This window comes from Niallia sp. FSL M8-0099, assembly GCF_038006945.1.
Taxonomy (GTDB): Bacteria; Bacillota; Bacilli; order Bacillales; family Cytobacillaceae; genus Niallia; species Niallia circulans.
Genome location: NZ_JBBOWF010000001.1, coordinates 2,236,619 through 2,261,812 on the forward strand (window position 1 = coordinate 2,236,619; position 25,194 = coordinate 2,261,812).

22 protein-coding genes and 1 riboswitch are annotated in these 25,194 nt (G+C 34.6%); of the genes, 3 read left to right on the top strand and 19 right to left on the bottom strand.

The window, feature by feature from the left end; translation table 11 throughout:
* Window positions 1-40: 40 nt before the first annotated feature.
* The 8 genes from NSQ92_RS10980 to NSQ92_RS11015 all read right to left on the bottom strand — a co-directional run bounded on the left by NSQ92_RS10980 (window position 41) and on the right by NSQ92_RS11015 (window position 9,202).
* Window positions 41-1,753, bottom strand: a complete 1,713-nt coding sequence (locus NSQ92_RS10980) for a glycosyl hydrolase family 18 protein (RefSeq protein ID WP_341152782.1) — start codon at window positions 1,751-1,753, stop codon at window positions 41-43.
* Between the two features lie 216 nt (window positions 1,754-1,969).
* Window positions 1,970-2,095 (bottom strand): hypothetical protein, encoded by a 126-nt coding sequence (locus tag NSQ92_RS10985; protein WP_268874776.1) that lies wholly within the window; start codon window positions 2,093-2,095, stop codon window positions 1,970-1,972.
* A 143-nt stretch (window positions 2,096-2,238) separates the two neighbouring features.
* Window positions 2,239-2,661, bottom strand: a complete 423-nt coding sequence (locus NSQ92_RS10990) for a GNAT family N-acetyltransferase (protein WP_095257250.1) — start codon at window positions 2,659-2,661, stop codon at window positions 2,239-2,241.
* 589 nt (window positions 2,662-3,250) lie between these two features.
* Complete coding sequence (locus tag NSQ92_RS10995; protein ID WP_047945042.1) at window positions 3,251-4,525, bottom strand: IS110 family transposase; 1,275 nt, start codon at window positions 4,523-4,525, stop codon at window positions 3,251-3,253.
* Window positions 4,526-4,843: 318 nt separating this feature from the next.
* The gene (gene thiT, locus NSQ92_RS11000) at window positions 4,844-5,425 is read right to left on the bottom strand and encodes an energy-coupled thiamine transporter ThiT (protein ID WP_047940637.1); all 582 of its coding nucleotides are present in this window, start codon (window positions 5,423-5,425) and stop codon (window positions 4,844-4,846) included.
* A 69-nt stretch (window positions 5,426-5,494) separates the two neighbouring features.
* A riboswitch (TPP riboswitch) is annotated at window positions 5,495-5,593 on the bottom strand.
* Window positions 5,594-5,702: 109 nt separating this feature from the next.
* Entirely contained in the window at window positions 5,703-6,962 is a 1,260-nt protein-coding gene (locus NSQ92_RS11005; protein WP_341132568.1) for an MFS transporter, read from the bottom strand.
* Entirely contained in the window at window positions 6,949-7,554 is a 606-nt protein-coding gene (locus NSQ92_RS11010) for a TetR/AcrR family transcriptional regulator (protein ID WP_341132569.1), read from the bottom strand. The genes NSQ92_RS11005 and NSQ92_RS11010 overlap by 14 nt, the downstream gene beginning before the upstream one ends.
* A 163-nt stretch (window positions 7,555-7,717) precedes the next feature.
* Window positions 7,718-9,202: an aminotransferase class V-fold PLP-dependent enzyme gene (locus tag NSQ92_RS11015; protein ID WP_341132570.1), complete on the bottom strand. Its 1,485-nt coding sequence runs from the start codon at window positions 9,200-9,202 to the stop codon at window positions 7,718-7,720.
* Between the two features lie 108 nt (window positions 9,203-9,310).
* Between NSQ92_RS11015 and NSQ92_RS11020 the strand changes: the two genes are divergently transcribed.
* Complete coding sequence (locus NSQ92_RS11020; RefSeq protein WP_179290004.1) at window positions 9,311-10,258, top strand: tyrosine-type recombinase/integrase; 948 nt, start codon at window positions 9,311-9,313, stop codon at window positions 10,256-10,258.
* Window positions 10,259-10,309: 51 nt separating this feature from the next.
* On the opposite strand, the gene spoIIP is transcribed toward NSQ92_RS11020, so the two are convergent.
* The 6 genes from spoIIP to NSQ92_RS11050 all read right to left on the bottom strand — a co-directional run bounded on the left by spoIIP (window position 10,310) and on the right by NSQ92_RS11050 (window position 15,850).
* A complete protein-coding gene (gene spoIIP / locus NSQ92_RS11025; RefSeq protein ID WP_047940632.1) occupies window positions 10,310-11,449 on the bottom strand; it encodes a stage II sporulation protein P in 1,140 nt (379 codons plus the stop codon).
* Between the two features lie 257 nt (window positions 11,450-11,706).
* A complete protein-coding gene (gene fabZ / locus NSQ92_RS11030; protein ID WP_047940631.1) occupies window positions 11,707-12,126 on the bottom strand; it encodes a 3-hydroxyacyl-ACP dehydratase FabZ in 420 nt (139 codons plus the stop codon).
* Window positions 12,123-12,728, bottom strand: coding sequence for a lysophospholipid acyltransferase family protein (locus NSQ92_RS11035; RefSeq protein ID WP_047940630.1), 606 nt, complete (start codon window positions 12,726-12,728; stop codon window positions 12,123-12,125). Before NSQ92_RS11035 ends, fabZ begins: the two co-directional genes overlap by 4 nt.
* Window positions 12,729-13,300: 572 nt before the next feature.
* Window positions 13,301-14,173 carry an HAD family hydrolase gene (locus tag NSQ92_RS11040; protein ID WP_341152783.1) on the bottom strand — a complete coding sequence of 291 codons (873 nt, stop codon included), beginning with the start codon at window positions 14,171-14,173 and terminating at the stop codon, window positions 13,301-13,303.
* Window positions 14,170-14,943, bottom strand: coding sequence for a DeoR/GlpR family DNA-binding transcription regulator (locus NSQ92_RS11045; RefSeq protein WP_047940628.1), 774 nt, complete (start codon window positions 14,941-14,943; stop codon window positions 14,170-14,172). Before NSQ92_RS11045 ends, NSQ92_RS11040 begins: the two co-directional genes overlap by 4 nt.
* Before the next feature lie 136 nt (window positions 14,944-15,079).
* Window positions 15,080-15,850, bottom strand: coding sequence for an alpha/beta hydrolase family protein (locus NSQ92_RS11050; protein WP_235844417.1), 771 nt, complete (start codon window positions 15,848-15,850; stop codon window positions 15,080-15,082).
* Between the two features lie 194 nt (window positions 15,851-16,044).
* Between NSQ92_RS11050 and NSQ92_RS11055 the strand changes: the two genes are divergently transcribed.
* A complete protein-coding gene (locus NSQ92_RS11055; protein ID WP_095320899.1) occupies window positions 16,045-16,836 on the top strand; it encodes a histidinol-phosphatase HisJ family protein in 792 nt (263 codons plus the stop codon).
* A gap of 245 nt (window positions 16,837-17,081) precedes the next feature.
* On the opposite strand, the gene manA is transcribed toward NSQ92_RS11055, so the two are convergent.
* The gene (manA, locus tag NSQ92_RS11060) at window positions 17,082-18,026 is read right to left on the bottom strand and encodes a mannose-6-phosphate isomerase, class I (RefSeq protein ID WP_341132573.1); all 945 of its coding nucleotides are present in this window, start codon (window positions 18,024-18,026) and stop codon (window positions 17,082-17,084) included.
* A gap of 225 nt (window positions 18,027-18,251) precedes the next feature.
* Between manA and NSQ92_RS11065 the strand changes: the two genes are divergently transcribed.
* Complete coding sequence (locus tag NSQ92_RS11065) at window positions 18,252-21,419, top strand: S8 family peptidase (RefSeq protein ID WP_341152784.1); 3,168 nt, start codon at window positions 18,252-18,254, stop codon at window positions 21,417-21,419.
* A 52-nt stretch (window positions 21,420-21,471) separates the two neighbouring features.
* On the opposite strand, the gene NSQ92_RS11070 is transcribed toward NSQ92_RS11065, so the two are convergent.
* From NSQ92_RS11070 to NSQ92_RS11085, 4 genes are all read right to left on the bottom strand, one after another.
* Window positions 21,472-22,701, bottom strand: coding sequence for an MFS transporter (locus NSQ92_RS11070; RefSeq protein WP_328282906.1), 1,230 nt, complete (start codon window positions 22,699-22,701; stop codon window positions 21,472-21,474).
* Window positions 22,698-23,132 (bottom strand): MarR family winged helix-turn-helix transcriptional regulator, encoded by a 435-nt coding sequence (locus NSQ92_RS11075; RefSeq protein WP_047940622.1) that lies wholly within the window; start codon window positions 23,130-23,132, stop codon window positions 22,698-22,700. Before NSQ92_RS11075 ends, NSQ92_RS11070 begins: the two co-directional genes overlap by 4 nt.
* 662 nt (window positions 23,133-23,794) lie before the next feature.
* Window positions 23,795-24,091, bottom strand: coding sequence for a YfzA family protein (locus NSQ92_RS11080; RefSeq protein ID WP_095257239.1), 297 nt, complete (start codon window positions 24,089-24,091; stop codon window positions 23,795-23,797).
* A 328-nt stretch (window positions 24,092-24,419) separates the two neighbouring features.
* Complete coding sequence (locus NSQ92_RS11085) at window positions 24,420-25,133, bottom strand: MOSC domain-containing protein (protein ID WP_047940620.1); 714 nt, start codon at window positions 25,131-25,133, stop codon at window positions 24,420-24,422.
* Between the last annotated feature and the right edge of the window lie 61 nt (window positions 25,134-25,194).

Here is a 25,194-nt window from a genome sequence, read left to right on the forward strand (position 1 = left end):
CCACTTTCCTTTGTATGGGAAAGTGGTTTTTAAGCATTACTTATTGTTCTTTTTTCTCTAAAGATAAAGCAGACCATGCTGCTTCATTAGCAAAGGTACGCGACCAACTCGCAAGTCCAGCTAAGTTATACTTTTCGACTAATTCTGCTCTCTTCGTTAAAGATAATTCATCTTCCAGCCAAATTTTAAAGGTTGATTTCGTTTTTTTATCATAATATTCCCCATAATTTTGACCGCTCGCTTCATCATAGGTAGGAGTAACTTTATGTTCTTTTAACCACTCCTCCACACTTTCCATCGAAAGTGATTTAGAGGATAATTCTCCATTTTCTTTTTCTTCCCATAGTCGCGCATATAATGGTACTCCGAGGACAAGCTTATCATTTGGAACAATGTCAAGTAATGTTTCTAAATTTGCTTCAACCCATGGAAAACTTGCCACACTTCCAGGATTCGGGCTTGTTGCCCAATGCTCATCATATGCCATTACAACAAGATAATCGACAATCTCAGCTAAATGGTCTCGCTGTAAGAATGCTGAATAATTTCCGCCAGCTATAAACGTTATATCCATTGACACAGTCAGACCCGCATCATGTAAATAAGGTGTAGCTTCTCTCACAAATTGGGTGATATATTTGCCATCTTCTTCCCGAACATTTTCAATATCAATGTTAATTCCATCTAAATCGTACATTTCACTATAGACTAAGAGTTGTCTAATCACCGTTTGCCTTTTCTGATAGTCTTTGAATACTTCGTGGGTTTTATCAGGATCAAAATCATTAGAAAACAATCCCCACACTTGATAGTCTTGTTTATGCGCCCAATTAACATAAGCTTTTGAGCCTAAATTACTAACATTACCATCATTCCCCTTCAGTTTAAACCAAGTTGGGGATACAACATTTACACCGTGCATTTTTGAAATCTTTGAAGTATCTGGATTTCTTGAATAAACAGCTTCCCATGTTAATTGGATTGGTCCATTGACCTTCTTCAATTTAGGTTCTTTCTGTTCTAATTCAACTTCAACAACCTCTGATTTCCCTTTATCTACATATTGCTTTTTTACAAACCCAGCAATTCCATTCGCTTTTCTTACAAAATAAAAATCATCTACATCTTTTTCAATTGTTACATGCTCACCAGGTGCTAATTCCCCTGTGTAAGGAGATCGTAATGCAGCCTCTGAACGCAATCTGGTGAAATCCTTTCTAACTTTTTTCGTAGTAAATATTCCACTTGCTCTTTTTTGTCCATTTTCCTCTAAAAGCACCACATGGTCAGCCTCTACTAAAGTGTATTGGATTGGATAAAAGCTTGCTAATGGATCTAAGGCCAAGTAAACTGTTCCATTCTCATCTCTTAATGGATGAAAGGAAAGTTTAGTGTTTTTATTATTTACATAATAGGAAACAGAATCGGACGGAAATTGGATCACTTTATCTTTAGTCGTTACAATAACGGAATTACTATTCTCATCAAAAGTGATACTTTCATCTATTTTTTCCTGCCAAATATTTAGCGGCAAATAAACCGTCCCCTTGTCTATAATGGCATTGCCGACTTGTTCTCCATTTAATAATACAGGATTTTCCCCTTTGAAATAATCCACCTTATCCTTATTGCCAAATGGGTAAAACATTAGCATAATGAAAGATATAGCGACTATTAATGCCGCTATGATAATACCGCCAATTAATTTTCTCTTTGTTGGCTTTTTTTGAAATGAATAATTTATTTCTGTCATTTTTACCTCCTTGAAGTAGTCCCTGCAAACGGATTCTATCAAAATCTAGACGATTTTCGAATGATAATAGTTTCATATTAACACAGAATTCGACAAAAAATAGAACCATCCAAACGGAAGGATGGCTCCCTTACTTAAGTTCTATAAAGTTATTACTAGTTCAGGAATACGGTATACATCCATTCTTTTTTCGATTCTCTACTCCTATGTCTTTTTCTATTCTAAATCTTTTAAATTTATCTTTTTAACAGAAAAAGAAAAGAAAACACTGATAATCACATAGTAAATACCTAAAATAGCAAAACAGTCTGTTGCAACTACGATTAGTTCTTTCTGCAGCATGATATATCTCCAACCGAAAGAACTAACCAAAAATATTAATGGAAAAAATAAGAATAAAAGGATGAATATAAAATTTCTCTTATTATTCATTACCAATTCTCACCTCACTTCTGGAAGTACCTTCTAATATGCTTATCAATACCTTATTTATTGTACTCAAGGAAGGTTTTCCTATATCCATAAAATGACCGGAAGCCTTTGCTTTCATAATAAGTATTAGAAGTACTGCTAGCAAGCATTTCCACTCTGGTTGAGGGGTATTTACTATGTACATAGTATAAGAGTGCTTCCCCAAGACCAATCCCTCTATAGTTCGGATCAATGAGTAATTCGCAAATAAACAAAGTAATCGAACGATCGGTAATACCTCTAATATAGCCTATTAATTGATCATTAAGAGTTGCGACATAGGCAGCATTCGAATGATTCCAGGCAGACTTAGTATCTTCTTTATTCTCTACTAAGTTAGTCCAGTGTTCGAGTTTGTTTAATTCATGAATCGATTGAAAATCATCTTCTTTATATGGACGAATTTGAATAGCTAACCCATTTTTTAAATTAATCACTTTCACACACCTACTTTTCTAATTTTTAAATATTATAGTGGTCATTGGCGTATTGCAATCTTTCATTATTAAAAATCTGATTTTCCCTTTTGGAATATTGTACCATATGATAAGAAAAGACGCTCCTAAAGGAACGTCACAGCTTGTTGACAAAAGGAATTTAGGAAATGCAAATGGAATTATTATGCATTGATTGGAGTGAAAGGGGTGAGACTCCCTCGAGGAAAGTTGATATACCAACGTTTACAGCGTTATTTTTTTAGTCCAATATTTTTTTAGGAAAACTCTTTGAATCATATTTTAACTAACTATTCCATTAATTATAATATTTGGTAAGTAAGTGGACGCGACGCTAGAGCCAATAGGGATTTATTGACAAATATACACTATTAGATGCATCCGGTATCTCTACTCTTCTTATGAGGACGTACCCTCCCATGTCTCTTAGCGTCGCGCGCTTACATTCCTTCGTTTGGTCTCATCATAAGGCAGAGGCTGGCATCATGCTCCTGTATGGACTCTAAGTCGTAAGTCTCTCTAAAAGCCAGCTTTCCTGTCATCTTTTTGAATATAACCGTCTTATAGATTTTTATTTGGGTTGGAGGATAGAGAGATCTTGTCTCATTCGCTCCTTATCAAACAGTACTTCTTGCTGACAAAGTCCATGAAAAATCTTTAACATTTTATTACATAGAACGACTAATGCTTCTTTCTTCTTCAAAGGGTTTTCTTTTCTAGAGATATAATACTGATATAAATCATAAAAGGTTTCATTATTTCTAATCAAAGGCAAGACAGCACGATAGAGAAGGGCTCGCAGCTTTCTTCTCCCTCTTTTGGAGATTCGCTTTTGTCCAATCATCTTTCCAGAAGAGTTCTCTCGTAAGGTTAATCCCGCTAATTTAATAAGTTGGCGTGGATGTTTATAATGCTTGAGAGAACCCACTTCTGCTAGTAAATCTATAACGGTAGTTTCCCCAATGCCAGGGATTGATAATAAATAATGATATTCCGCTTGTTGCTCTGCTAGTGTCTTTAAACTTTCATTTACCTGTTCTAATTGCTTTGTCAGAAGTTCGTATTGAGTAATTAAAGAGTAAATTTCTATACGAGCCATATTGGAGCCTTCTGTTAATCCAATAGATTGTACCGCCACTCTCTTTAGTTGTGCTATTTTAGGTCTTGCTGGATACTTTAGTTTTTCCTTTTCCAAGTATAAAAGGACTAACTCCTCGATTTCTTTTTCCATTAAGTCTACTGGTAAAGGGGTATGTTTTAATATGGCACATGCATTCAGCCCTAAATCTTTAAATGCTACTTTAAATTCAGGAAAGTAACGATCCGTCCAGCGAATGATACGATTCTTCACTTTCGAAATGTCCTTTTTCAGATTCCACCGAATAGAGGAACCTTCTCTAAGCTCTGCTTCTATTCCTTCTATTTGACGAGGATCACTAAAGTATCCATTGGTTATTAGTTTAGCAATGACTCTCGCATCCTTCTTATCATTCTTCGTTTGTAAGTTATCATCCAACTCCTTGGAACGATTCACATGTAGAGGATTGACCATGACAAAACGAATATCATTTTGGGTAAGAAAAGCAGCTAAATTCATCCAATAGTGCCCAGTAGGCTCGAATCCAATCAATAAATCATCCTTTTGATGAATTGCCTTTAGATTTTGAAGCTTGAGATAAAATTGATGAAAACCATGATGAGACTGGTGGATAGAAAAAGAGGTACTTAACTCAACCCCTCGATCGTCCACCGCACATGCATAGTGTGTATTTTTAGCAATGTCAATTCCAATGATTAAAGTGGAAGTAGACACTTGATTTAAACGGTGATTACGGGTATTATTCATAATAGATTCTCCTTCTGACGCTGTGTTGATTGGTCTCAATATAAGCATCATAAAGGAGGATCTTTTTTTGTGCAATACCACAGAAACTAATCCCACAGGAATGCTCCTGTGGGATCTGCGAGACAGTCTGAGACCCTGCAGGCCTTTAGGCCGAAGCGGCTCAGCGCGAGCCCCACGGAAAGCGAACCCCTGCAACGGAAATCAACTCTTATTTAAAAGAATGTATATTTATAAACTAAGACAAACTCCTAATTACCGAATTAGGAGTTTGTCGACAGTCTGAGACGCTCCTAAAGGAACGTCTTCTTTTTGTACTCTTTAATTTTTAGAAACACCATTTACAGGTCGATCAAGTACAATACGCGGAGCAGAAACTACTAAAAGAACAAGAATAATCGAACATAAAATAGTTGCTCCTAAGTAGGAACCACCGTTTACAATCAAGGAATTGATAAATGGTGACATACCTTCTGGTGCAAATTTTGCCCATACAGTTACACCTGCAATAAAATGCCAAATATAGCGAGTAAACCCACCAACAACCACTGCCAAAATAATTAAGCCAGTCGCTAATCCTTTTTGTTCCGTTTTTAAAGCATTTTGAATTGAGGAAGCAAATAGTCCAGCAAAACCAATACAAGCAAATGCAACTAAATATTCTAAAATTACTTGCCAGAATGTTAAAGCTTGTAAATCAAAAACTATTTGCAGTAGCCCCCATAAAAATCCTGCACTTGCACTAGCTTTAAAGCCCCAGCGAAATGCAACGATAAAAATAGGTACCATGGCAAAAGAAATCGAAGTATTAAATATTGGGATAGATGGCAATAAATCAAGGATAAGTGCAATTGCCGCCATGATTGCCACTTCTATCATGACAACTAATTTCATATTTTTCATAAAAAAATCTCCTTTTTCTGCAGACCAAAAGGAGAACTAACGCGCGAAATGAATAATATAGCAATACTATATAAACTCTTCCCACATTCCTACGTTAGAATTAACTAACAGGTTCGAAGGGTCAGATCGATTGATCACTCTCAGCATTACGCTCCCCTTGTGGTTTGCTTTTTATCAAATTACATTTATTATAACATAGATTCTCCTTATAAATAGACGTTTTCCTTAAATAAATAAAATTCAGACGTTAATGTTTATAGCATCAATAATGAGATTTTTAAACTGTTTGGGTTATGTTTATTTGTTTTTTAGAATTTGTTTCCTTTTTAACAACATAAATCATTAATAACAAACCTAATATCCCAAATGAGAATAATCCTAAAGACATCGTTAAGGCAGAAATTTGGGTGCTTATCGTAATTGCTAAGCCAGCTACTATCATCTGTCCTTGACCAATCAATCCATTCAGAGCTAAATAAGAGCTACGGTAATTTTCATTCACTAAATCTGCAAGGATGCTTTGATTAATCGGAACATACATCAATTCGCCTATTGAAATAAACAGCATCATCATAATAAGCCATAATGGTGACGAGATATAGGTTAGGATACAAAAACTAACCACAAATAAACACATTCCTATAAAATATTGCTTATTGTCCGATATTTTTTTCATCATCCATGTAACAATACCTACACAAAAAACTACCAGTATAGTATTTTCCGCATGAAGAATTCCCACCATATTGATACCATTTACAGGAAGGATTCCAAAAAGGTTAGTATCTTGCATTGTATCTCTTAAATGAATGGCAATATAATTTGTTAAGTGGCTCTCAAGAGAGAAGATAAGGAAGCAGGAAAGTAAGTAAATCATAAAAGTCCGGTCTTTCCAGACATGAAGATAATTAGACCAAATAGTAAATTTAGATTTATTGTCGCTCCTTAAAAATTTATTTTTCATAAGAGATTCTTTAATAAATACATAGGTAACTAAGCTTGATCCAAGTGACACAATACCAACTAATAGGAAGAAATAGAAATGATAGTCAATAAAGAAAAATGCTCCTGTGATAGTACCAAGTGCGGTTGCTAAATTTGCTAGCCAATACATCGCTGTAAAAACAAATTTCCGTTGCTCTGCCAATACTAAATCATGAATCATTGCTGTAGATGCAGGGAAAAACATGCCATTAAAAAATAAATTGATCATAAATAAACCAGCGCTTATATATGGTAGATTAATCCATGGTGAATTAAAGACTGCAATAAAAAGATAGGTTATTCCTATGCCCGCTTCTGCTATTATCATCATTTTTCTTCTCCCGATTCTGTCTGCCAAGTAGCCGCCGATTAATGCGCCTACTATACCAGAGAGAATGACTATGATGACAATTACTCCTGTTACCGTTGTTCCGATTAGTGAGCTAAAATAAACAGATATATAAGGGATGATTGCACTTGATGTTAAAGAAGTAATAAACTGCAAATACATGCGGATACGAAGGGAAATATGTAATTGGCTAAATGTTATCATCGGCATATTCCCCTTCCATACCAAATAAACGGTAAGCTTGATTTGTAAATGTGCTTGTAAACATAGCATGCGCATGATCTGAATAGGTTAACCGAGCTCCCATTAGGAAAGCCAGATATCCATACCCGACCTCTTTGGAGTTACTTTTTGGCAAGAAGCCTTTTTCCATTCCTATATGAACAATTTCTTGAATATAAACTAAAAATAGTTCGACAAATTCATCTAATGCATGAATTTCAGCGAATCTATCTGGCTGCCCAATCACATATTGCACAATACGAAGTTCTTTTTCGGACTCCATGAATAAATTCAGATGTTTTCGAATGATATATTTAAGTTTTTCTTCAGTTAAATCAGTAAGTTCATTTTTGGTTTCATTTATTATCTCCTTAAATAATTGGAGAGGTCTATTTACACATTCTGTAAACAAAGTTTCTTTATTTTCATAATAAGTAAATACTGTTCCAAAACTAACACCTGCTTCTGCAGCAATATCCTTAATGGTTGTTTTACTAAAACCGTTATGTGAAAACAACTTTAAAGCAGCTTGATAAATATCTTCTTTTTTTTGTTCAGATCTTGGTTTAGCCATTTGAATTCCCCACTTATTAAATGATTGATTAATCAATCATATTATATAAAAGAAAATATTGGTAGTCAAACTCTTTTTGTGAAATTTTCAAACTATTTATCCCCTTACTAAAAACTCCCTTATTAAGGGAGTGAAGTAAATGTATGCCGCTCGTTGCTGCCGCTTATATCGTAAACAAATCCTTCACCTGTAATTTATCTCTTCTTAATGATTGATATTCACAAGAGAAAGGCTTTGTTACATAGTCCCTTACCCATTCATCGTGGTATTTTAGAATCTTTCTAATAGCTTCCACTATATAATATACTTCTGCGTTGCTCATTGTAGGATGTAAGGATATTCGCACCCACCCTGGTTTATGGGAAAAATCTCCTTCTTGTATTTCTTTGCTTATTGCTTTGGAATATTCCTTTGTAATTGGTAGTAAATAATGTCCGTATGGACCAGCACACGAACAGCCGCCCCTTACTTGTATACCAAAGCGATCATTCAATAATTGTACGACTAAATCATAATGAATATCTTCACAAATAAACGAGATAATGCCTAACCTATCTTCATTTTCTCCTTCTAGTATGCGAACTCTATTGATTTTCTTCAGTTCTGACATAGCTAATTGAATTAACTCCTTCTCTCTAGCCGCTATTCTTTCTATTCCCATTTCTTCTTTTAGTTGTATACATAACGCTATTTTAATCGCTTGTAAAAATCCTGGTGTTCCCCCATCTTCCCGTTCTTCATCCTCTTTTTTGTAGAGGATATCTCCCCACTCATTCGTAAAATCAACGGTTCCCCCTCCTGGCTGATCCGGTATACTGGAATAAATAAGCTTCTTTGACATCACTAGCACTCCGCTTGTTCCCGGTCCACCTAGAAATTTATGAGGTGAAAAATAAATAGCATCTAATCGTTCCTCTTTATTATCAGGATGCATATTCATTTCTACATAAGGAGCTGATGCCGCAAAGTCAACAAAGCAATAGCCTTTATACTTATGCATTATTTTTGCCAGCTCGTGGTAATTTGTTTTCCTTCCAGTAACATTAGAGCATGCTGTAAATGCCCCTATTTTTAATGGGATGTCCTTATATCGCTCTAGCAAAGATTCTAAATGTTCCATGCTGACATCCCCATTGTCATTTGGCTTAATCATTATGACATCTGCATTTGTCTCCAGCCATGATAAATAATTAGAATGATGTTCCATATGAGTGACAAATACTACAGCAATTTTCTCCTTTTTCGCACATGCACAGCTATTCTTTAAACCTATTATTCTTTGTAATTTATTAACAACCCCTGTCATACCAAATCCATCGAATAAAATAATGTCATTTTCGTCTGCATGAACATGCTTTTTGATAATTCGCTTTGCTTCCTTATATGCCTTAGTCATATAAGTACCTGTAATATTTGACTCCGTATGTGTATTAGCAACATAAGGACCTAATTTATTGATAATCTTCTCTTCAATAGTCTTATATAATCTGCCGCTTGCCGTCCAATCCGCATATAGCAGCTGCTGCGTTCCATAAGGTGTAGAAAAGGTTACATTATTGCCAATGATATTATGCTTAATTTTTGAAAAATAATGTTCTAATTTAGTATGATATTGGTAGACAGACTCACCAACTTTAATTCTAATCAATTTAATTATCCCCTTTCTCTCTCCTTCTTTAACCTATGTCAAAATAAGAAGAGAGGTTATTGCATTTCGGATAGTTTGAAAAAAATTCATAAGAAGGATGGAACATATATGATGATTACCTTGCCTGATTATGCACTTGACTATATGGAGAACTTAAATCAATCTGGACGAAGCAAACTTACATTAAAACAGTACGAATCTGATTTAAAGAAATTTTTCAGCTGGCTTTCTACATACAAGGAAAATACTAAATTTGAAACAATAAAGGCATTAGGAGCTGATGACATTCGCGCTTACTTTCATTATTTAAAGGAAAAGCAACTGTCACAGGCAACAATACGCCGTCTGGCATCTGTCCTTAGCAGACTAATGATGTACCATCAATGTGTTTGTGCCCATGAAATTCATAAACTAGCTGAAGCTGCCCCATTGCGTTCCCTGACTACAAAAGATTTTATTACAAGTGAAGAATATAATAAATTATTGCAAAATCTGCTGACAAAGGATTTTGAAGGAACCAAAAAATCGGCTCGAAACTATCTGCTGACAAGAAATTGGACAATTGTGGCTTTATTAAAAACTTTTGGCCTGACACCTCTCGATATACATGGTATTGAAATGAAAGATGTAAACTTAGCACAAGGAGAACTAACTCTGCATAGAGAGGATGATCCGTTCCTTCTCGCCATTCCAAGTGATATTCTGACAAAATTACGAGCATACTACTTTTCCATTCCGGAAGTCCTTCGACCAAAATATTATTCTAATGATCCTGTGTTTGTCGCCTTTAACAATATTTCTTATTCTTTTCAATATGATTATGATCGACAAAAACCAAAAGCTCTGTCTGTCCGCGCTATTCAAGAAATGATTAAAGATGAAGTAAGAAGAGCAGGTTTACGTAAAATTTCTGCAGTCAATTTTCGCAATGCTGCTATATTAAAAGAACTAGCATTAGGAGTGAGCGATGAGAAGGTAATGCACCAATTTCATTTAACAAGTGAAGCTGCACTTAGAAGGTATAAACAATATTTGCAAAATAAAATCAATAGTTAAATAGAAAAAAGCTGGACCTCCAATATAAAAGGTGGTCCAGCTTTTTCTTCGTTATTGCTGTGTCGCATCATTTTCTTCCCAATACACCTTTGAGAATACGTCAGCAAATGCTGCAATGCTGCGGTTCAATTCTCCTTGCGTATTGTCTATCCCACCTACTTCAAGTAGGATAGCACGGTCAGAAAAGTTCTGATTGTATACTCCGTTTCCTTCTTCTTTTCCCTTAAGGAATACGCCTCTTGATATCCCAGGGTATTTTTTTTGCAGTTCAGCATGAAGCTTTTTGGCAAATTCTTGATTTTTTTCATATCCTTTATTCGCATTGCCTATAATAAATAGTAATTTGGCATAGTTTTTGCCATTAATCGTAGCACTAGTAGTTTTTTTCCTTGCTGAATCTCGGTGTATATCAATTAAATAGTTTATATGTTTATTTTCGCTAACTGCTGTCTCCACCACTTCTTTAGAAACGGCATAAGATGAGAAGAAATTCCAGCCTCTATCAAGAAGCTTTTGGTTAATATTTGTTTTATCTAATTGCACGCCAATCCCTTCATCTTGCAATAGACTACTTAATTTATTACTTAATCCAACTACATTAGCCCGTTCATCTGAGCTGACTGCTTCATTTTCATTTGCATTCTTTAAAAGTGGTAGATAGGCTTCTAGATTATGAGTATTGTAGACCAACACTGTTTTATTTTTTGGAGTAGTAACTGGTGCTTTGTTATCTGAAGGCTTTTCTTCCTTCTCCACTTTTTCTTCATCTACTTCTTTAGGATTTTTCATAAGCTCTTCGGATGGTGTTGACTCAAACGGAAGATTAGCAAGACTTGTCCCTTCTTCTGCGACAACTATTTCAGTATGAAAAAAAGTCAAAGCAGGTAGTTCTCTTCCTAAAAGTGTGCGCGTGTCATCTAAACGAATATTAGTGGCAATTTGAAAAAGAATATTTCCGATTGAAAGTCCCTTTCCATCTGATTTTGGAAAAAGATGATTTTCACTATGAAATATTTCTGTATAAATTTCCGTTGTATTTACAGATTTTAAGATATTGGCAACATTATCAGAAGTTAATTTAAAGGAAAAAATAGAGGTCGTGATTCCCGCAATAAGGATAAACATTAGGATGATTCCTAATATTGTTGTGTTCAAATATTGGATTAATGTACGTGTTTTGGAGGTTTGCATATAGGTACATCCCCTTTCTCTTTATAGATATATGTCTATTTACTAGAAAATAGTCTTGTAATCTATGAAATATTTGATAGGGAATTGTAATTATTTTAAGGAGGATTTATAAATTTCTTCATTATTTTGGATGCGTAAAATTTTGATAGAAACTGTTGAAAACTGCTATAATTAGCTATCTAGTCTTCCATAAAAATTAAAAATCACCTTCTAGAAAGATTGTCCATTTCTAGAAAGTGACCAAGTATTGGCATTGCTTATTGAAAGGAAAAAAGAAACTCTGCTTCACAAATCAATTCACCAGCTACTGTTGCTTTACCTCTTGCTTTAGCAAAGCTATTTTTCACCTTTTCAACCATTACTTCCATACAAAGCTCATCCCCAGGAAATACAGGCTTACGAATTTTGGAATGATTTATGCCTGCTAATAAGGCAAATTTATTCCTATGTTTTTCTTCACTATGAATAGCTACTGCAGTAACTTGAGCAATCGCTTCAATTATAAGGACACCTGGCATAATCGGATTATTTGGATTTTGTCCCGTTGCAAATGTATCTTCCTTGTTAATTTGCTTTACTCCAACTGCCATTTTGCCTTCTTTTAACTCTAATATTTCATCTACTAAAGGCAGAGGATACCGACTTAGTATATCCTTCACTTTCTGTAGATTCATCATTGCTTACCGCCTCTTTTATCTAATTCATTTTGTAATTGTGCCATTACATCGCTTAATTCCCTTGTAATATCAGCTGGATCTTTTTTTGTACCATCTTCCTTTTTCAAGGAAATTGGATCACCGAATATAACATGTATTTTCCTGCCCCTTAAAAGACCCTTTAAATCTGTTGGACCACTATAAGCTGCTGGAACGATAGGCACTCTCGCCAAGTTTGCAATGGTAGCAGCTCCCTTTTTTAATGGCACATCCTCAGAAGTTCTTGTTCCACTAGGAAAAATTCCTACTATCTTCTTGTCCTTTAATAGTTTTACTGGCGTTTTTATACTGCTTGGGCCTGGATTTTCTCGATCCACTGGAAAAGCATTAATACTATGCAAAAATTTAGCTGCTTTTGGTTTATTAAATAACTCTTTCTTTGCCATAAAGTGAATTTCATTTGGTAATAAAGAAGTACCAAGCGCAACCACATCCACCCAGCCAATATGAGAACATGCAACCACATAACCAGTATCTTGCGGTAATTTATCTTTATTGATTACCTTTGTTCTTCCAAAAATTTTTAAGACAACATTTGCAAATCTGCTCGTAAATGCATACATTTTTTCTTTCTCCTTTATGTAAAAATTACTAATATTTATGTGTAGCATTACTATATGTAAGATTTTTAAAATGGCCAAATATTCCGCTGATAAAAACCGCTATCAAAAATAATATCATCTGCTATTAGTACTAGATACTATTTTTTTACTACCTACTTATTATATCTCATTCTCGTTAAAAAAAATAGTATCAAACCATTACAAAATAGGCGTCTCCCAGTTGAAGGATCTATTGTAATTAAAGCAGTAATTAAAAAATATGGATAAATTAAAATAGATTCGCTATAAAAATTCAATGTATCGAACTAATTTTCAAACAAGTTTCTTAAACCCTTCTTGCTGATATGCATAGGACACAGCAAAACGCCTAAGACCTTGCAGACAAATGGCAGAAAGCAATTTTTGCGCTATTCCCTTGGAAAGGGCCGTGTAATCAAGCTGTGAATAATGACATAAGCTTTCTTTATCCAAATTAAAAAACCTAAACAATCATAAGAGATTATAAATGACTTCTCCGTATAATTGTTTAGGTTTTATTTAATTCTAAGACTTATATCCATGCGGCTTTCCTATTATATAGTAATCGAGGACAATACTATCCGCTTAATCGTATTTGCGACTCCATCCTGGTCATTCGTTTCAGCGACCTCTATTGAAGCATCTTTTACATCCTGCCTTGCATTTCCCATCGCTACAGGATATCCCACCTTGATTAACATCGATAGATCATTCATACTGTCACCCATTGCTAACACATCTTTTAAGTGAATTCCTAAGTGATTCGCTAGTTTTGTCAATGCGTTTCCTTTGGAGGCATCCTTATGCTCAAATTCAAAATTATAGGTTCCAGATGAAACAAGAGTGATGGCGGAATCATCTTCGAATGTTTTCCATCCAGCGTCTAGCTTCTCTTTATCAAAGGAAAATGCCAAAATATTATAGACATCAATTGCAGGATTTTCTATTTCTTTATAGCTATCAATATAAGAAAATCCAGTTTGCGAAAATTGAATAGTCGCATGCTTTTCAAGCTCTTCTCTGCTAATTTGAGGATTTGCCGTACATAAACGATCAAGTTCAATTGCAATTAATTGTCTACCACGCTGTGGCGAGTAAAGATAATCGCTGCTAAAAACTTCATAATAGTAATCTCTCTCATCTAACCATTGTAATAGACTCATTGCTTTTGGCTTATCCATCGGAAGATGATCAAATAGGTTTCCTTCTGGATCATGAATGGTCGCACCATTTGCGCCAATAACCCAAGTTTTTAATCCAGTTTCTTTGAAAATCTCCATAACATCTGGATAGTTTCGACCTGTTGCTACAATTACTTCTATTCCTTTTTCTTGTGCACTTTTCAAACTGGCTGCATTTTCTGGACTAATCTTACTTTCATGATTTAAAAGAGTGCCATCTAAATCGGTTACAATACATGTAATCATCCTTCTCCATCCTTCCTGTCTGCCACTAATAACTCCACACCATTTTCCTTTAATAACTGAATAAACCATTCTTCCGGTTCTTTATCTGTGATAAAGAGATCAATATCGGAAAGATTCGCGAATTGGTAAAAGTCAGTAATGCCTATCTTGCTATTATCACCAACTACAATAACCTGCTTTGCTTGCTGCATCATCTTCTTTTTAACATCACCGTCTTCTTCGTCGACAATTGTTAGTCCTTTTTCAGATATACCGACAATACCAATAAACACTTTATCTACATAATATTTATCTAATCGTTGAATAACAGAATTCCCGTATAAATAGCGATGTTCTTTTTGCATCACTCCACCTAATAAGTGAATTTTCGGCAATTGCTTATCTGATAAAATATCCGCCAAATTGATAGAATTTGTTATCACTGTACATTCTTGATTAATAAAACTTCCGATTGCCTGCACAGTGGTGGAGGCGTCTAAAATAATATGATCATTTTCTCGAACAAAGGATGCAGCTAATTTTCCAATTGCTTTCTTTTCTTCTGATACAGCTTTCAATCGATTATGATAATTATCTACTTTGCGATGAATTTTTGGTAAAAGCGCACCACCCCTTGTTCGAATAATTACTTGTTCCTCTTCTAGTTTTACTAAATCTCTTCTAGCTGTATCTCTGGAAACATGAAAGAGGGAACAAATTTCTTCCACTGTTATTTTTTCATGCACATTTAAATACTGAATAATGTCCATTAATCTTTGCTCTTGTGCCATATTATCCCCTCAAATTCATTTCATCTATTTACATTTTAAGTTATTCACTTATAAATTTCCATTAAAATAAGCAAAATAATTATTTTCACTTAAAAAAACGCAAACGGATATCTACTTCATCCATTTGCGTTTTTAATTATTTCCTTTCTAACCAGTCAACCGTTCCATTAATCAGCTTCATAAATTGGCTGCCAGATGAGAAAGTATGTATTCCCTCTTCAATAAATACGGATTCAACAGTTCCTGTATTTCTAGTTAAATATTCATTTTTATATTTATTCAAATAGTGATAAGGAATATCCTCATCAGCAGTACCGTGCACAAGAAGAACATCTCCTGAAAACTTATGACAACTCTTTAATGGATTATAATCTATTAAAGAATCGAAATAAGTTTGATAAAAAGAATAGCCGTAAAAATCAACGACTTCTCTTTCTGCTAATTCAGACAATCTCTCTTCTCCAAATATTCGTTTAATATCAACCGCTGGATCCCCGACAGCAGCCCACTGAATTAACCGTCTGACTCGTGCATCTTTGATAGCTGTCAATACAGCGACAGCTCCACCCAAACTATGGCCAAGTAAAATAAGTTCCATTATCGAGAATTTTTCATAAGCAAATTGAATAATGGCTTCTGTCTGATCGATTAAATCAGACAATTTTGTGCTGCCATACTCACCACTAGATTCGCCACATCCCCTATAATCAAAACGAATCACTAAATAACCCAATTCTGTCAGTACATTACTTGCCTTAACAAACAAGCGATCAACGCCAATTCTACTGCCAATTAACCCATGGCACATTATCACTACTTTATATTCATTCTGTATTTTCTTTGGATAATCAACAGACAAAACAATGGTATCGTCTTTCCAGTTGATTGATCTTACCTCGGTCATCATTTCCTCCCCCTAAACCTTCATACATCTATTATACATTATTCCTACCTGTTTAGTAAGTTTAAAACAGGAATTATCTGAAATCTTTTTTATCATATAATAATAGAACCTCTTTCCAACTTCAAGTTTGTTATTAAAATATGATAAAATAAACAGGCTGGGTTTCATTATCGACTGACAAATTAAAGGAGATTCTTATGTATTATATTGATTATCATCACCATTCCAATCATTCATTTGATTCTAAAGCAATAATGATGGATATTTGTGAAAATGCTATAAGAAAAGGGATAAATGAAATTTGTTTTACCGAACACTTTTCTGTCAATCCGAATGCCCCGACTTACGGTCATATGAATTGGCCAACATATTTAGAAGACATCAACAAATGTAGAATTAGTTATCAGGATCAATTAATAATTAAATTAGGAATTGAACTATGTGAACCCCATTTATTACGTGAACAATATAAAACAGTGTTAGCACCAATTCCTTTTGATTATATTCTTGGTTCTGTTCACAATTTACACGGGCTAACACTTCGTAAATATATGAATGCTCACCCTGATGAGGATATTTATCTTACTTATTTTAAAGAGGTTCTTGAATTAGTTACATACGCAGATATTGATGTCCTCGCTCATTTTGATTTAATGAAGCGATATGCCCATCCAACACGAGGTATCTATCACTTCCCTGACTATCAGGAGATTATCACTACTATCTTAACAACAGCAATTAAAAGAAACATCGGTTTAGAAATTAACACTTCTGGCTGGCGAACAAGCTTAAATGAATCATTACCTTCTATAGAAGTGTTGGCATTATATAAAAAGTTAGGTGGCGAAATACTTACAATTGGTTCTGATTCCCATAGAAAAGACGATGTTGGCGCAGATTTCATGCAAGCTCTTAATCTAGCAAAGAAAGCAGGTTTTACAGCATATTACAAATATGAAAAAAGAAAACCTATTCGAATAGATATGTAGAAATCTTAACAGCTTCTTATAAGCATTAGAGCTAAACTAGCAGAGACTCTTCTATGGGTAATATTTTCGATCATTCGGTTAGGAACGGCTGATATAAAAGGACAATACAGCACCATTACTCCATATTATCCGAAAATAAATAAAAAAGAGTGCAAAGGTAGTTACCGATAAAAGTTAGTATTGTTATTCTAACTTTTGGAGATCAGTACCCAAATGACACTCTTTTTTATTTTTGGAAATTCGCTTTAGATATAGGAAACAATCAGTTCTGCTTTCCCAGTCAATTCAAATTCACCAAATTTATATGGCAGTAAGAAATGATCCCCTTTTTGGAAAGTGAATTCTTTGCCATCCTTTTGCAGAGATCCATAGCCTTCAATTACGCTACATAGTAAAAAATCTTGGTCTTGTTTTCTAGTAGACTGTCCGTCCAACACCCATTTTTCTACTGTAAAATAATCACATGTAACAAATTTAGTAATCTCCATGTTTCCTTGTTGTTCAACAACTGGAGTAGTTGCCGCTAATTGATGTGGAACAGTTGTAACGTTAATTGACTGTTCAATATGCAGCTCTCGCTTATTGCCGTCGCTATCTGTACGATCATAATCATATACACGGTATGTTGTGTCAGAATTTTGTTGTGTTTCAAGGATGATAATTCCTTCACCGATAGCGTGAATTGTTCCGCTAGGTACAAAGAAGAAATCACCTTTTTTCACTGGTACCTTGTTTAATAATTCATCCCATTTATTTTCAGCTATCATCGTTGTTAATTCATCTTTTGTGTTCGCGTGATGCCCAAAAATGATTTCTGCTCCTTCTTGACAGTCAATAATATACCAACATTCCGTTTTACCAAGTTCTCCATTTTCATGAACTTTTGCATAGTCATCATTTGGATGCACTTGTACAGATAAATCTTGATTAGCATCTAATATTTTTGTTAATAACGGAAAACGGTCACCTTCTATATTACCAAAAAGCTCATGATGATTCTCCCATAACTCTTCTAAGTTTTTACCCGCTAATGATCCGTTCTTTACTATACTTTGACCATGTGGATGTGCAGAAAACGCCCAGCACTCCCCTGTTATTTCACTCGGAATATCATATCCAAAGCTACGCAGTGCAGTACCGCCCCAAATTCTTTCTTTAAATACTGGTTTAAAAAATAATGGCTCGTTCATATGATTTGGAACTCCTTCTTTACAATATTTACTAGACTATTCTATCATACTCCCACATAAATTGGGTTTGATTTTCATAAAACGAAAATATCGATCTGCTGCCGATTTTATTAAATGAAAAAGGGATAACATACAATTTTTTCTAAAAATACAAAAAATATGAGGACAAATAGGAAGAAAGGTGATTTAATAGATTTGTAATATACCACTTATAGGGGGGAAATTATGAAAAAGTGTAAATGGAAAACAATTTTTGCTTTGTTATTAACGGTGACATTAGTATTAAGCGCAATGCCATCAAAAGAGATCCTAGCATCAGAAGGAGAAATTTCAGCTGCTACTCTTTCGATCGGAAAAGAGTTATCCTCGAGCTTTCAGCCAGATGAACATGTTAAATGGTTTAAGATCGATCCAAAATCTGTCGTGACTAAAGCAACTCACCTAGAGGTTGAATTAAATTCGACGGAAGAAATGAATATTAGCGTATATTCAAGTAAAGATAATGCTATGTCAGACAACACCTTCGATCAATATAACGCCGTTAGCTTTATGGATAATAAGGGCGTCATTTACTTCCCGATTGCTTGGGAAGGTCCGTACTATATTAAGGTTGAGTATTATTCCAACGTAGATGATGAGGAATACATAGAAGAAGAGGAAGTACCTGAACCGAATAGTCAATTTTCCTTAAAAGTAACGGATACAAAGCAAGCTCCTACTGTTGAAGCAGAAGAAGCATGTCCAGTTGAATTAAGTACCAAGGAGTCAAAGGACAGCCAAACAATCCTTACACAATTACGTACTATTAGAGATACCATTTTGTCTTCAACGGCAAATGGGAAAAAACTATCTTCTTTATACTATCAAGTATCGCCATTTTTATCGGCGAAAATGATATTTAATAAGCAGCTAAGACAAGATGTATTAACAAATTTAAAAGCGCTAAAACCGATTTTCACTAACCTGCTAGATAATGGTACAAGCAGCACCTATAAAATTGGAAAAAACGAAGCAAAAGCAATAAATAATTTATATGAAATCACCTTAGAAGCTTCTCCTACCGCTTTACAAACCAAGATTTCATCCCTCGCTAACAAAGTAGAGTTATCTAATATAGAAGGAAAAACGCTTGATGACATTTTTACTTTATTAGGAGCTTCCAGCTCAAGTATAACGAACAAAGAGATAAATAATAAATATATTGTAAAAATGAAATCTGGTAAAACAGTTTCTTCTTTGAAAAACAGTTTGGGTAAAACTTCTGCTCAATCTATTAAAGGGTTAGAAGGAAGCGAAAAAATTGCTGACTGGATGTTTACCCTTGAATTGAATGAAGGAAAATACACAACGAAGAGTGCTAATACCCTTATTAACAAGATTCAAAACGCAAATGAAGTAGAGTATATAGAGCCTGTACAACAGTATACCTTACTATCCTTGCCAAGTGATGTATCTGCACCTTACCAATGGTCATTAAAAAACACAGCACAAACAAATGGGAAAAATGGTGCTGATATTCAATTTGAAAAGCTTTATCAACTTCAACAATCTACTGATGTTAAACAAATGAAAATTGCTGTCTTAGATACTGGTGTGGATGCTTCCTTAGCCGATTTAAAAAATAAAATCACAGCGGGTTATAATTTTATCAACGAATCAGACAATGTATATGATGACAATAATCATGGTACACATGTAAGCGGCATTATCGCAGCAGGTATAAATAATGGCTATTCTATGTCTGGCATCCATTCAAACGCAAAAATTATGCCAGTCAAAATATTAGATGCATCTGGCTCTGGTGATACGGAACAAATTGCAAAAGGAATTAAATATGCGGTAGATCATGGCGCAAAAGTCATCAACATGAGTTTGGGTGGTGGTTATAGTAGAGTAATAGAGTCCATGCTTCAATATGCCAACAGCAAAAATGTCACTATTATTGCAGCAAGTGGAAATAATGGTTATGAAGGACTTGATTATCCGGGCTCTTCCAAATATGTAACGGCCGTTGGAGCTTCGAACGATTTAGATATCGTTGCTGATTATTCAAGTTATGGGAAAGAGCTTAAGCTTGTTGCACCAGGTTCCAACATTCCAAGTCTTGTTCCCAATGGAAATCTTTTATTATACAGTGGTACTTCGATGGCTACGCCACATGTATCTGCTGTGGCTGGATTATTGCTTTCTTTAAATGGGAAGCTAAAGCCTAAAGAGGTAGAAAAATATTTAATTGAAACAACAACATCTATTGTTTTTAAGGAAAATGACAATCCTGAAAATGAATTTTCGGAAGAATATCCAGATGATTTACCCGCTAGTAGTAATCCCATCGGTTTTGATAAAGTATCTGGCTGGGGGCGATTAAACGCATTTTCTGCTTTTAGTGCTCTAAAATTAAAAGCAAAAATTAATCCTGTTTATAATAGTACTCGATTACTTACCGGGACAGCTGAACAAGGAAGCAAAGTAAGTGTAAAACTTGGCAGTAAAACCTATTCTTCGTCAGCAGACAAAAATGGCAAGTTTACAGTAGAAATACCTTTACAAAAAGCGGATAAGCTTATGTATGTCCAGCTTTCAAGCAAAAATGGAACGGCAAATACATCCCTCAGAACAACTGTTCAAAGAGACACGAAAGCTCCAAATGCACCAACCGTTCAAAAGGTTGGCGATAATGATAGTTTGCTGAAAGGAACAAGTGAACCTTTTGCTAATATTAATGCAAAAGTTAAGGGGAAATTGATCGGTAAAGGAACGGCCGATAAAAGTGGGAAATTCGCTATTAAAATCAAAAAACAGAAAGCTAATACAATTGTATCTGTTACAGCTGCAGATGGTGCAAAAAATACAAGTAAACCAGCAACCGTGAAAGTTGTGGATAACACACCACCTCCTATCCCAACGATAACTGGAACAATCAGTAATAAATCAGATAAAATCACTGGTAACGCGGAAGCTAATTCTACTGTTACTGCCAAAGCAGGCAAAAAGAAGCTCGGTTCTGCAGTTGCTGATAAAAAAGGAAAGTATACGATTAAAATTAAAAAGCAAAAAGAAAATACTAAAATCAGTGTTACAGCTACAGATAAGGCGAAAAATATAAGTAAAGCGAAGACTATTACAGTAGCAGATAAAATAGCTCCTGCTAAGCCAAAAGTAAATACGATCACGACGAAAACAACAAAAGTAACAGGAACTGCTGAAAAAAATGCAACCATTATCATTAAAAGAAACAACAAAGTATTAGCAGAAGGAAAAACAAATAAAAAAGGAGCTTTTTCTATCAAAATTAAAAAGCAAAAAGAAAAAACCTCTTTAACTATTACGGCAAAAGATACATCTGGTAATGTCAGCAAATCTGTTATAAAAGTGGTTACAAAGGCAAAATAATAACAAAGACTCTCCTTTTAGAAAAATTTCATTTCTAAAGGAGAGTCTTTTTTTAAGCACCTCTATTTAATTGTTCTTTCTTCGTTACTGTCTTTTCATTTCTAATCGTTTTACCATGCAAATAGTAATAAACAGCAATGCCGATTAAAATATAAATGCTGCTTAATGAATAGAAAGAATTTAATCCAATAGCATCACCAATAATTCCAACAATATAGGAGCCAAACCCTATTCCTATATCAAATATGGATAAAAAAGTAGCTGTTGCGAGACCTCTTCGATGTGGTGCTGCTTTCTGAATCGCAATGGTTTGTAGACACGGGAACATTGATCCATATCCTAAGCCAATTAATGCAGCAGATAATAAGAACATCCATTCAGATTGTGCAGTCCCCAAGACAAGCATCCCGATGGAAAATAGTACGATACATGGATAAACAATTTTATTTGCACCATAGCGGTCAAACCATTTACCAGCAAAAGGTCTTGCTATTAGCATAAAGATAGCGTAAACCACAAAGAAATATCCTGAAACACTTATAAATCCTTTGTTTTCAGCATAAACCGAAACAAAAGAAAGAATCGATGAATAAACAAGACCGAATATGGCTGCTACGATACTAATTTTTACTGCCGTACTCTCTATAATTCGATCAAATTGAATTCCTTTTTTCTCTTTCACTTTCGCTTCTTGTTCTACTCTCTCTGTTTCCATATCTGAGTCCAGTTTCATAAATCCACCTGTTAATATCGCAAAGAAAGCAAATATTAGCGCCAATATAAACAAGGTAGAAGTTCCCCATGAGTTAATTGCCTGGAGTCCGATAAATGGACCGACTACCATCGCTAAATTCATACTCATTGAATAATACCCCATACCTTCTCCTCTTCTGGAGCTTGGTAAAATGTCTGCAACAATTGTCCCGGTAGCGGTTGTAGCCATACCAAATCCAATGCCGTGTAATGCGCGAACGATGAGCAAACTAGTGATAGAATCACTAAATAAATAAAAAACCGCTGCCACTAAGAAAATAAGTAATGATGTAACAAATATGGCTTTTTTGCCAAACTTCTGCATCAAGTTACCAGCTACAGGCCGGATAAGAATAGCTGTTATTATGAATACCGTAACAACTAAACCTGCTGTAGACTGCTTTCCATTTAATTCTCGAATCGCATAGATTGGTAATGAAACTAGTAAAAAATAAAACGTCATAAATAAAAAAAAGTTACTTACCCATATTTGGATAAATCCCTTTGTCCATAATGGTTCTTTAATCACTTCTTTTCCTCCTTGATTGCTAATGAATGAATCCATTCAAAAATTATATGTTGTAAAGTCTTTTGAGATTCGATTGGCAATTGTTTAAGTAACTCCTGATTTGCTAGCAGAACAGCTGCTTCCCATTTCGCATACTGCTGTATAGCAAAATCTGTTAGAAATACTCTATTTGTCCTCTTGTCTTCTCCCTTTATTTGCAGAACATATTTTTTCTCCACGAGCTTCTTTATGGTACGTGTTACTGGAGGGGGTTCTATGGATAGATAATCGGCGATTTCCTTTTGAGTAAGGGGACCATTCTTTTTTAATACATACAAAATTGCCCATTCAGAGCTATAAATATCAAATGGCTCAAGTGCTGTATTTAATTGTTTGGTTAATTGTCGTGCGAGCTGCTGGATAGAATGGAATAAATCATGAGTCGTGTTCATTGCTTTCTCCGATCTAAAATTAATTACCTAGGTAACTATATCATAACTTTATTGGAACGGCAAGATACTATTTCATTTAATCAAACGTTTGATTAAATGAAAATATTACTATGTATAAAAAAGCACCCTTAGGTAGACTTTTTAATGTCTACCTATAGGGTGCTTTTTTACTCTTCTGCTGCTATATTTGTTAGTTTTTCGCCAGTCTTCTACAAAACTGAAATGGAAGTGGATGACAAGCTCCTATAGCCTTTTTAATTTGTAACTAATTGAAAAAACAGGCAATTCACTAATTAACCATTTTACCAAATGCTACTAATTAGGCGAAATGCCATCCTTGGTATAAATAGTAAAATGTTCCAGACTACTTCCCCAACTATCTCAAATAATACTTCTTTTAAAAAACTGTTACTTTTTCTTGTTTTAATTTTCATCTTCTAACTTCCCGTTATAAAATTTGGGTACCTATTCTGGGTTAATAACTATAACTTGACTGCCTGAATAGATTCTTCTATTCAATTCCATCTTCCACTATCCTACTGCTTCTCTATAAGCAAGCCTTTGATCTAGCAGCAGAGTTAAATATGGACATCAGGTATTGCTGTTGGTTACCCCACTTGCATACATATCTATTATTACAGCTTAATCAGCAAAGGTATTTATTATTTACTGCGAGTAAAAACCTTTACTATCGCACTAATTATTCCAGGCACAAGAAAAAAGACGCCAAAAAAGACAGTGAGTAGATTATACTGTGGCGTTTTATAGAAATTAAACCATTCAGTGATAATAAAACTGTCAAGAAGCTTCCCGAATATTGTTCCATCCATATCTCTGTATTTAAGTATCCATCCTGTTGCTTCTGATGAAAAAAAGAATATTTGTGACAATACAAATACACCAATAGAAGATACCCAATATTTTTCCAGAAATGATGAAGCTTTTTGTTTCCTAACCAATGTAAATCCCATCCTTTACAAATACTCTTGTCTATATATTCATAAATTCATACGTATGGTTAGGAATTAAGTTTCAAAATCTTCCCTGTTTTATTAGAAAAATTGAATTGAATATTAATACCATTTCTACTAACTTGTTAATCCAATTATCAATAGAACCTTAAAACAGAAGGAAACGGCGGGAGGAATACTCTGTTCCTGAGGTACCAGAAAGGCTTGCTCACGATGGATTAATTGGAAGCATGATGAAAACAAATAGTTTTTATATTTGCACTGTAATAACAGAATGTTCAACTATACAAAATTAAGTATTATGTTTGCACCATCTTTATAAAATAGCTATCTTATCACCAATATGAATAATTCCAGTCTTAATCACACTTGCATATAAACCAAAATGGTTATTTCGCTCTTTAACAATCTGTTTTAATAGCTTCGGCTGTCGGGTGCCTGTTTCAGGATCTACTGTTATGATCATACATCTTTCACAAAACTTATTAATCTCCAGAATTACATCTGAACCGATTTTAATTTGTTTCCCTAGTAAATCTTGTTCGTTTAGGTCACTTTCTTGGAGATCATAGACAATATTTCCTCTGAATCTTCTCTCATCAATCGATTCACCAAATGATGTAGATAATTCTGATAGAGCTTTTGTGGAAATTAATAACAGATTATCTTCTTCAATTGCTGGAAAGGGAACAAAGGTTGGAGCATAGGCGATTGAATCTAATGTCCGATTCGTTTCTTGTTCTAATCTTTCTAATAATGCCGTTTCGCCCCAAATATATTCCGAGCCATCATTGGCAGTTATAGTTAAATTAGGATATTTTTCTATTGACTCTTCTCCTGAAAAGCCCGCTTTATATGTAACCATTTTAGGGTATTGCGTAATGGTTAAATGCTTATTATTCGCTCTATCGATAAAAGCATGACTTCGATCGCCATATATTCCATACGACATAATCCGTGCCTTTTCCAAGCTTTCTCCAGTAAATGATTTTATTGGATAGCGCATGATCTTTTGTATATTGCCTATCATCTTTTCTCCCCCTTTACTCTCTTTCTTCTATTAAAACAAAAAAACTCTCTAAAACCAATTA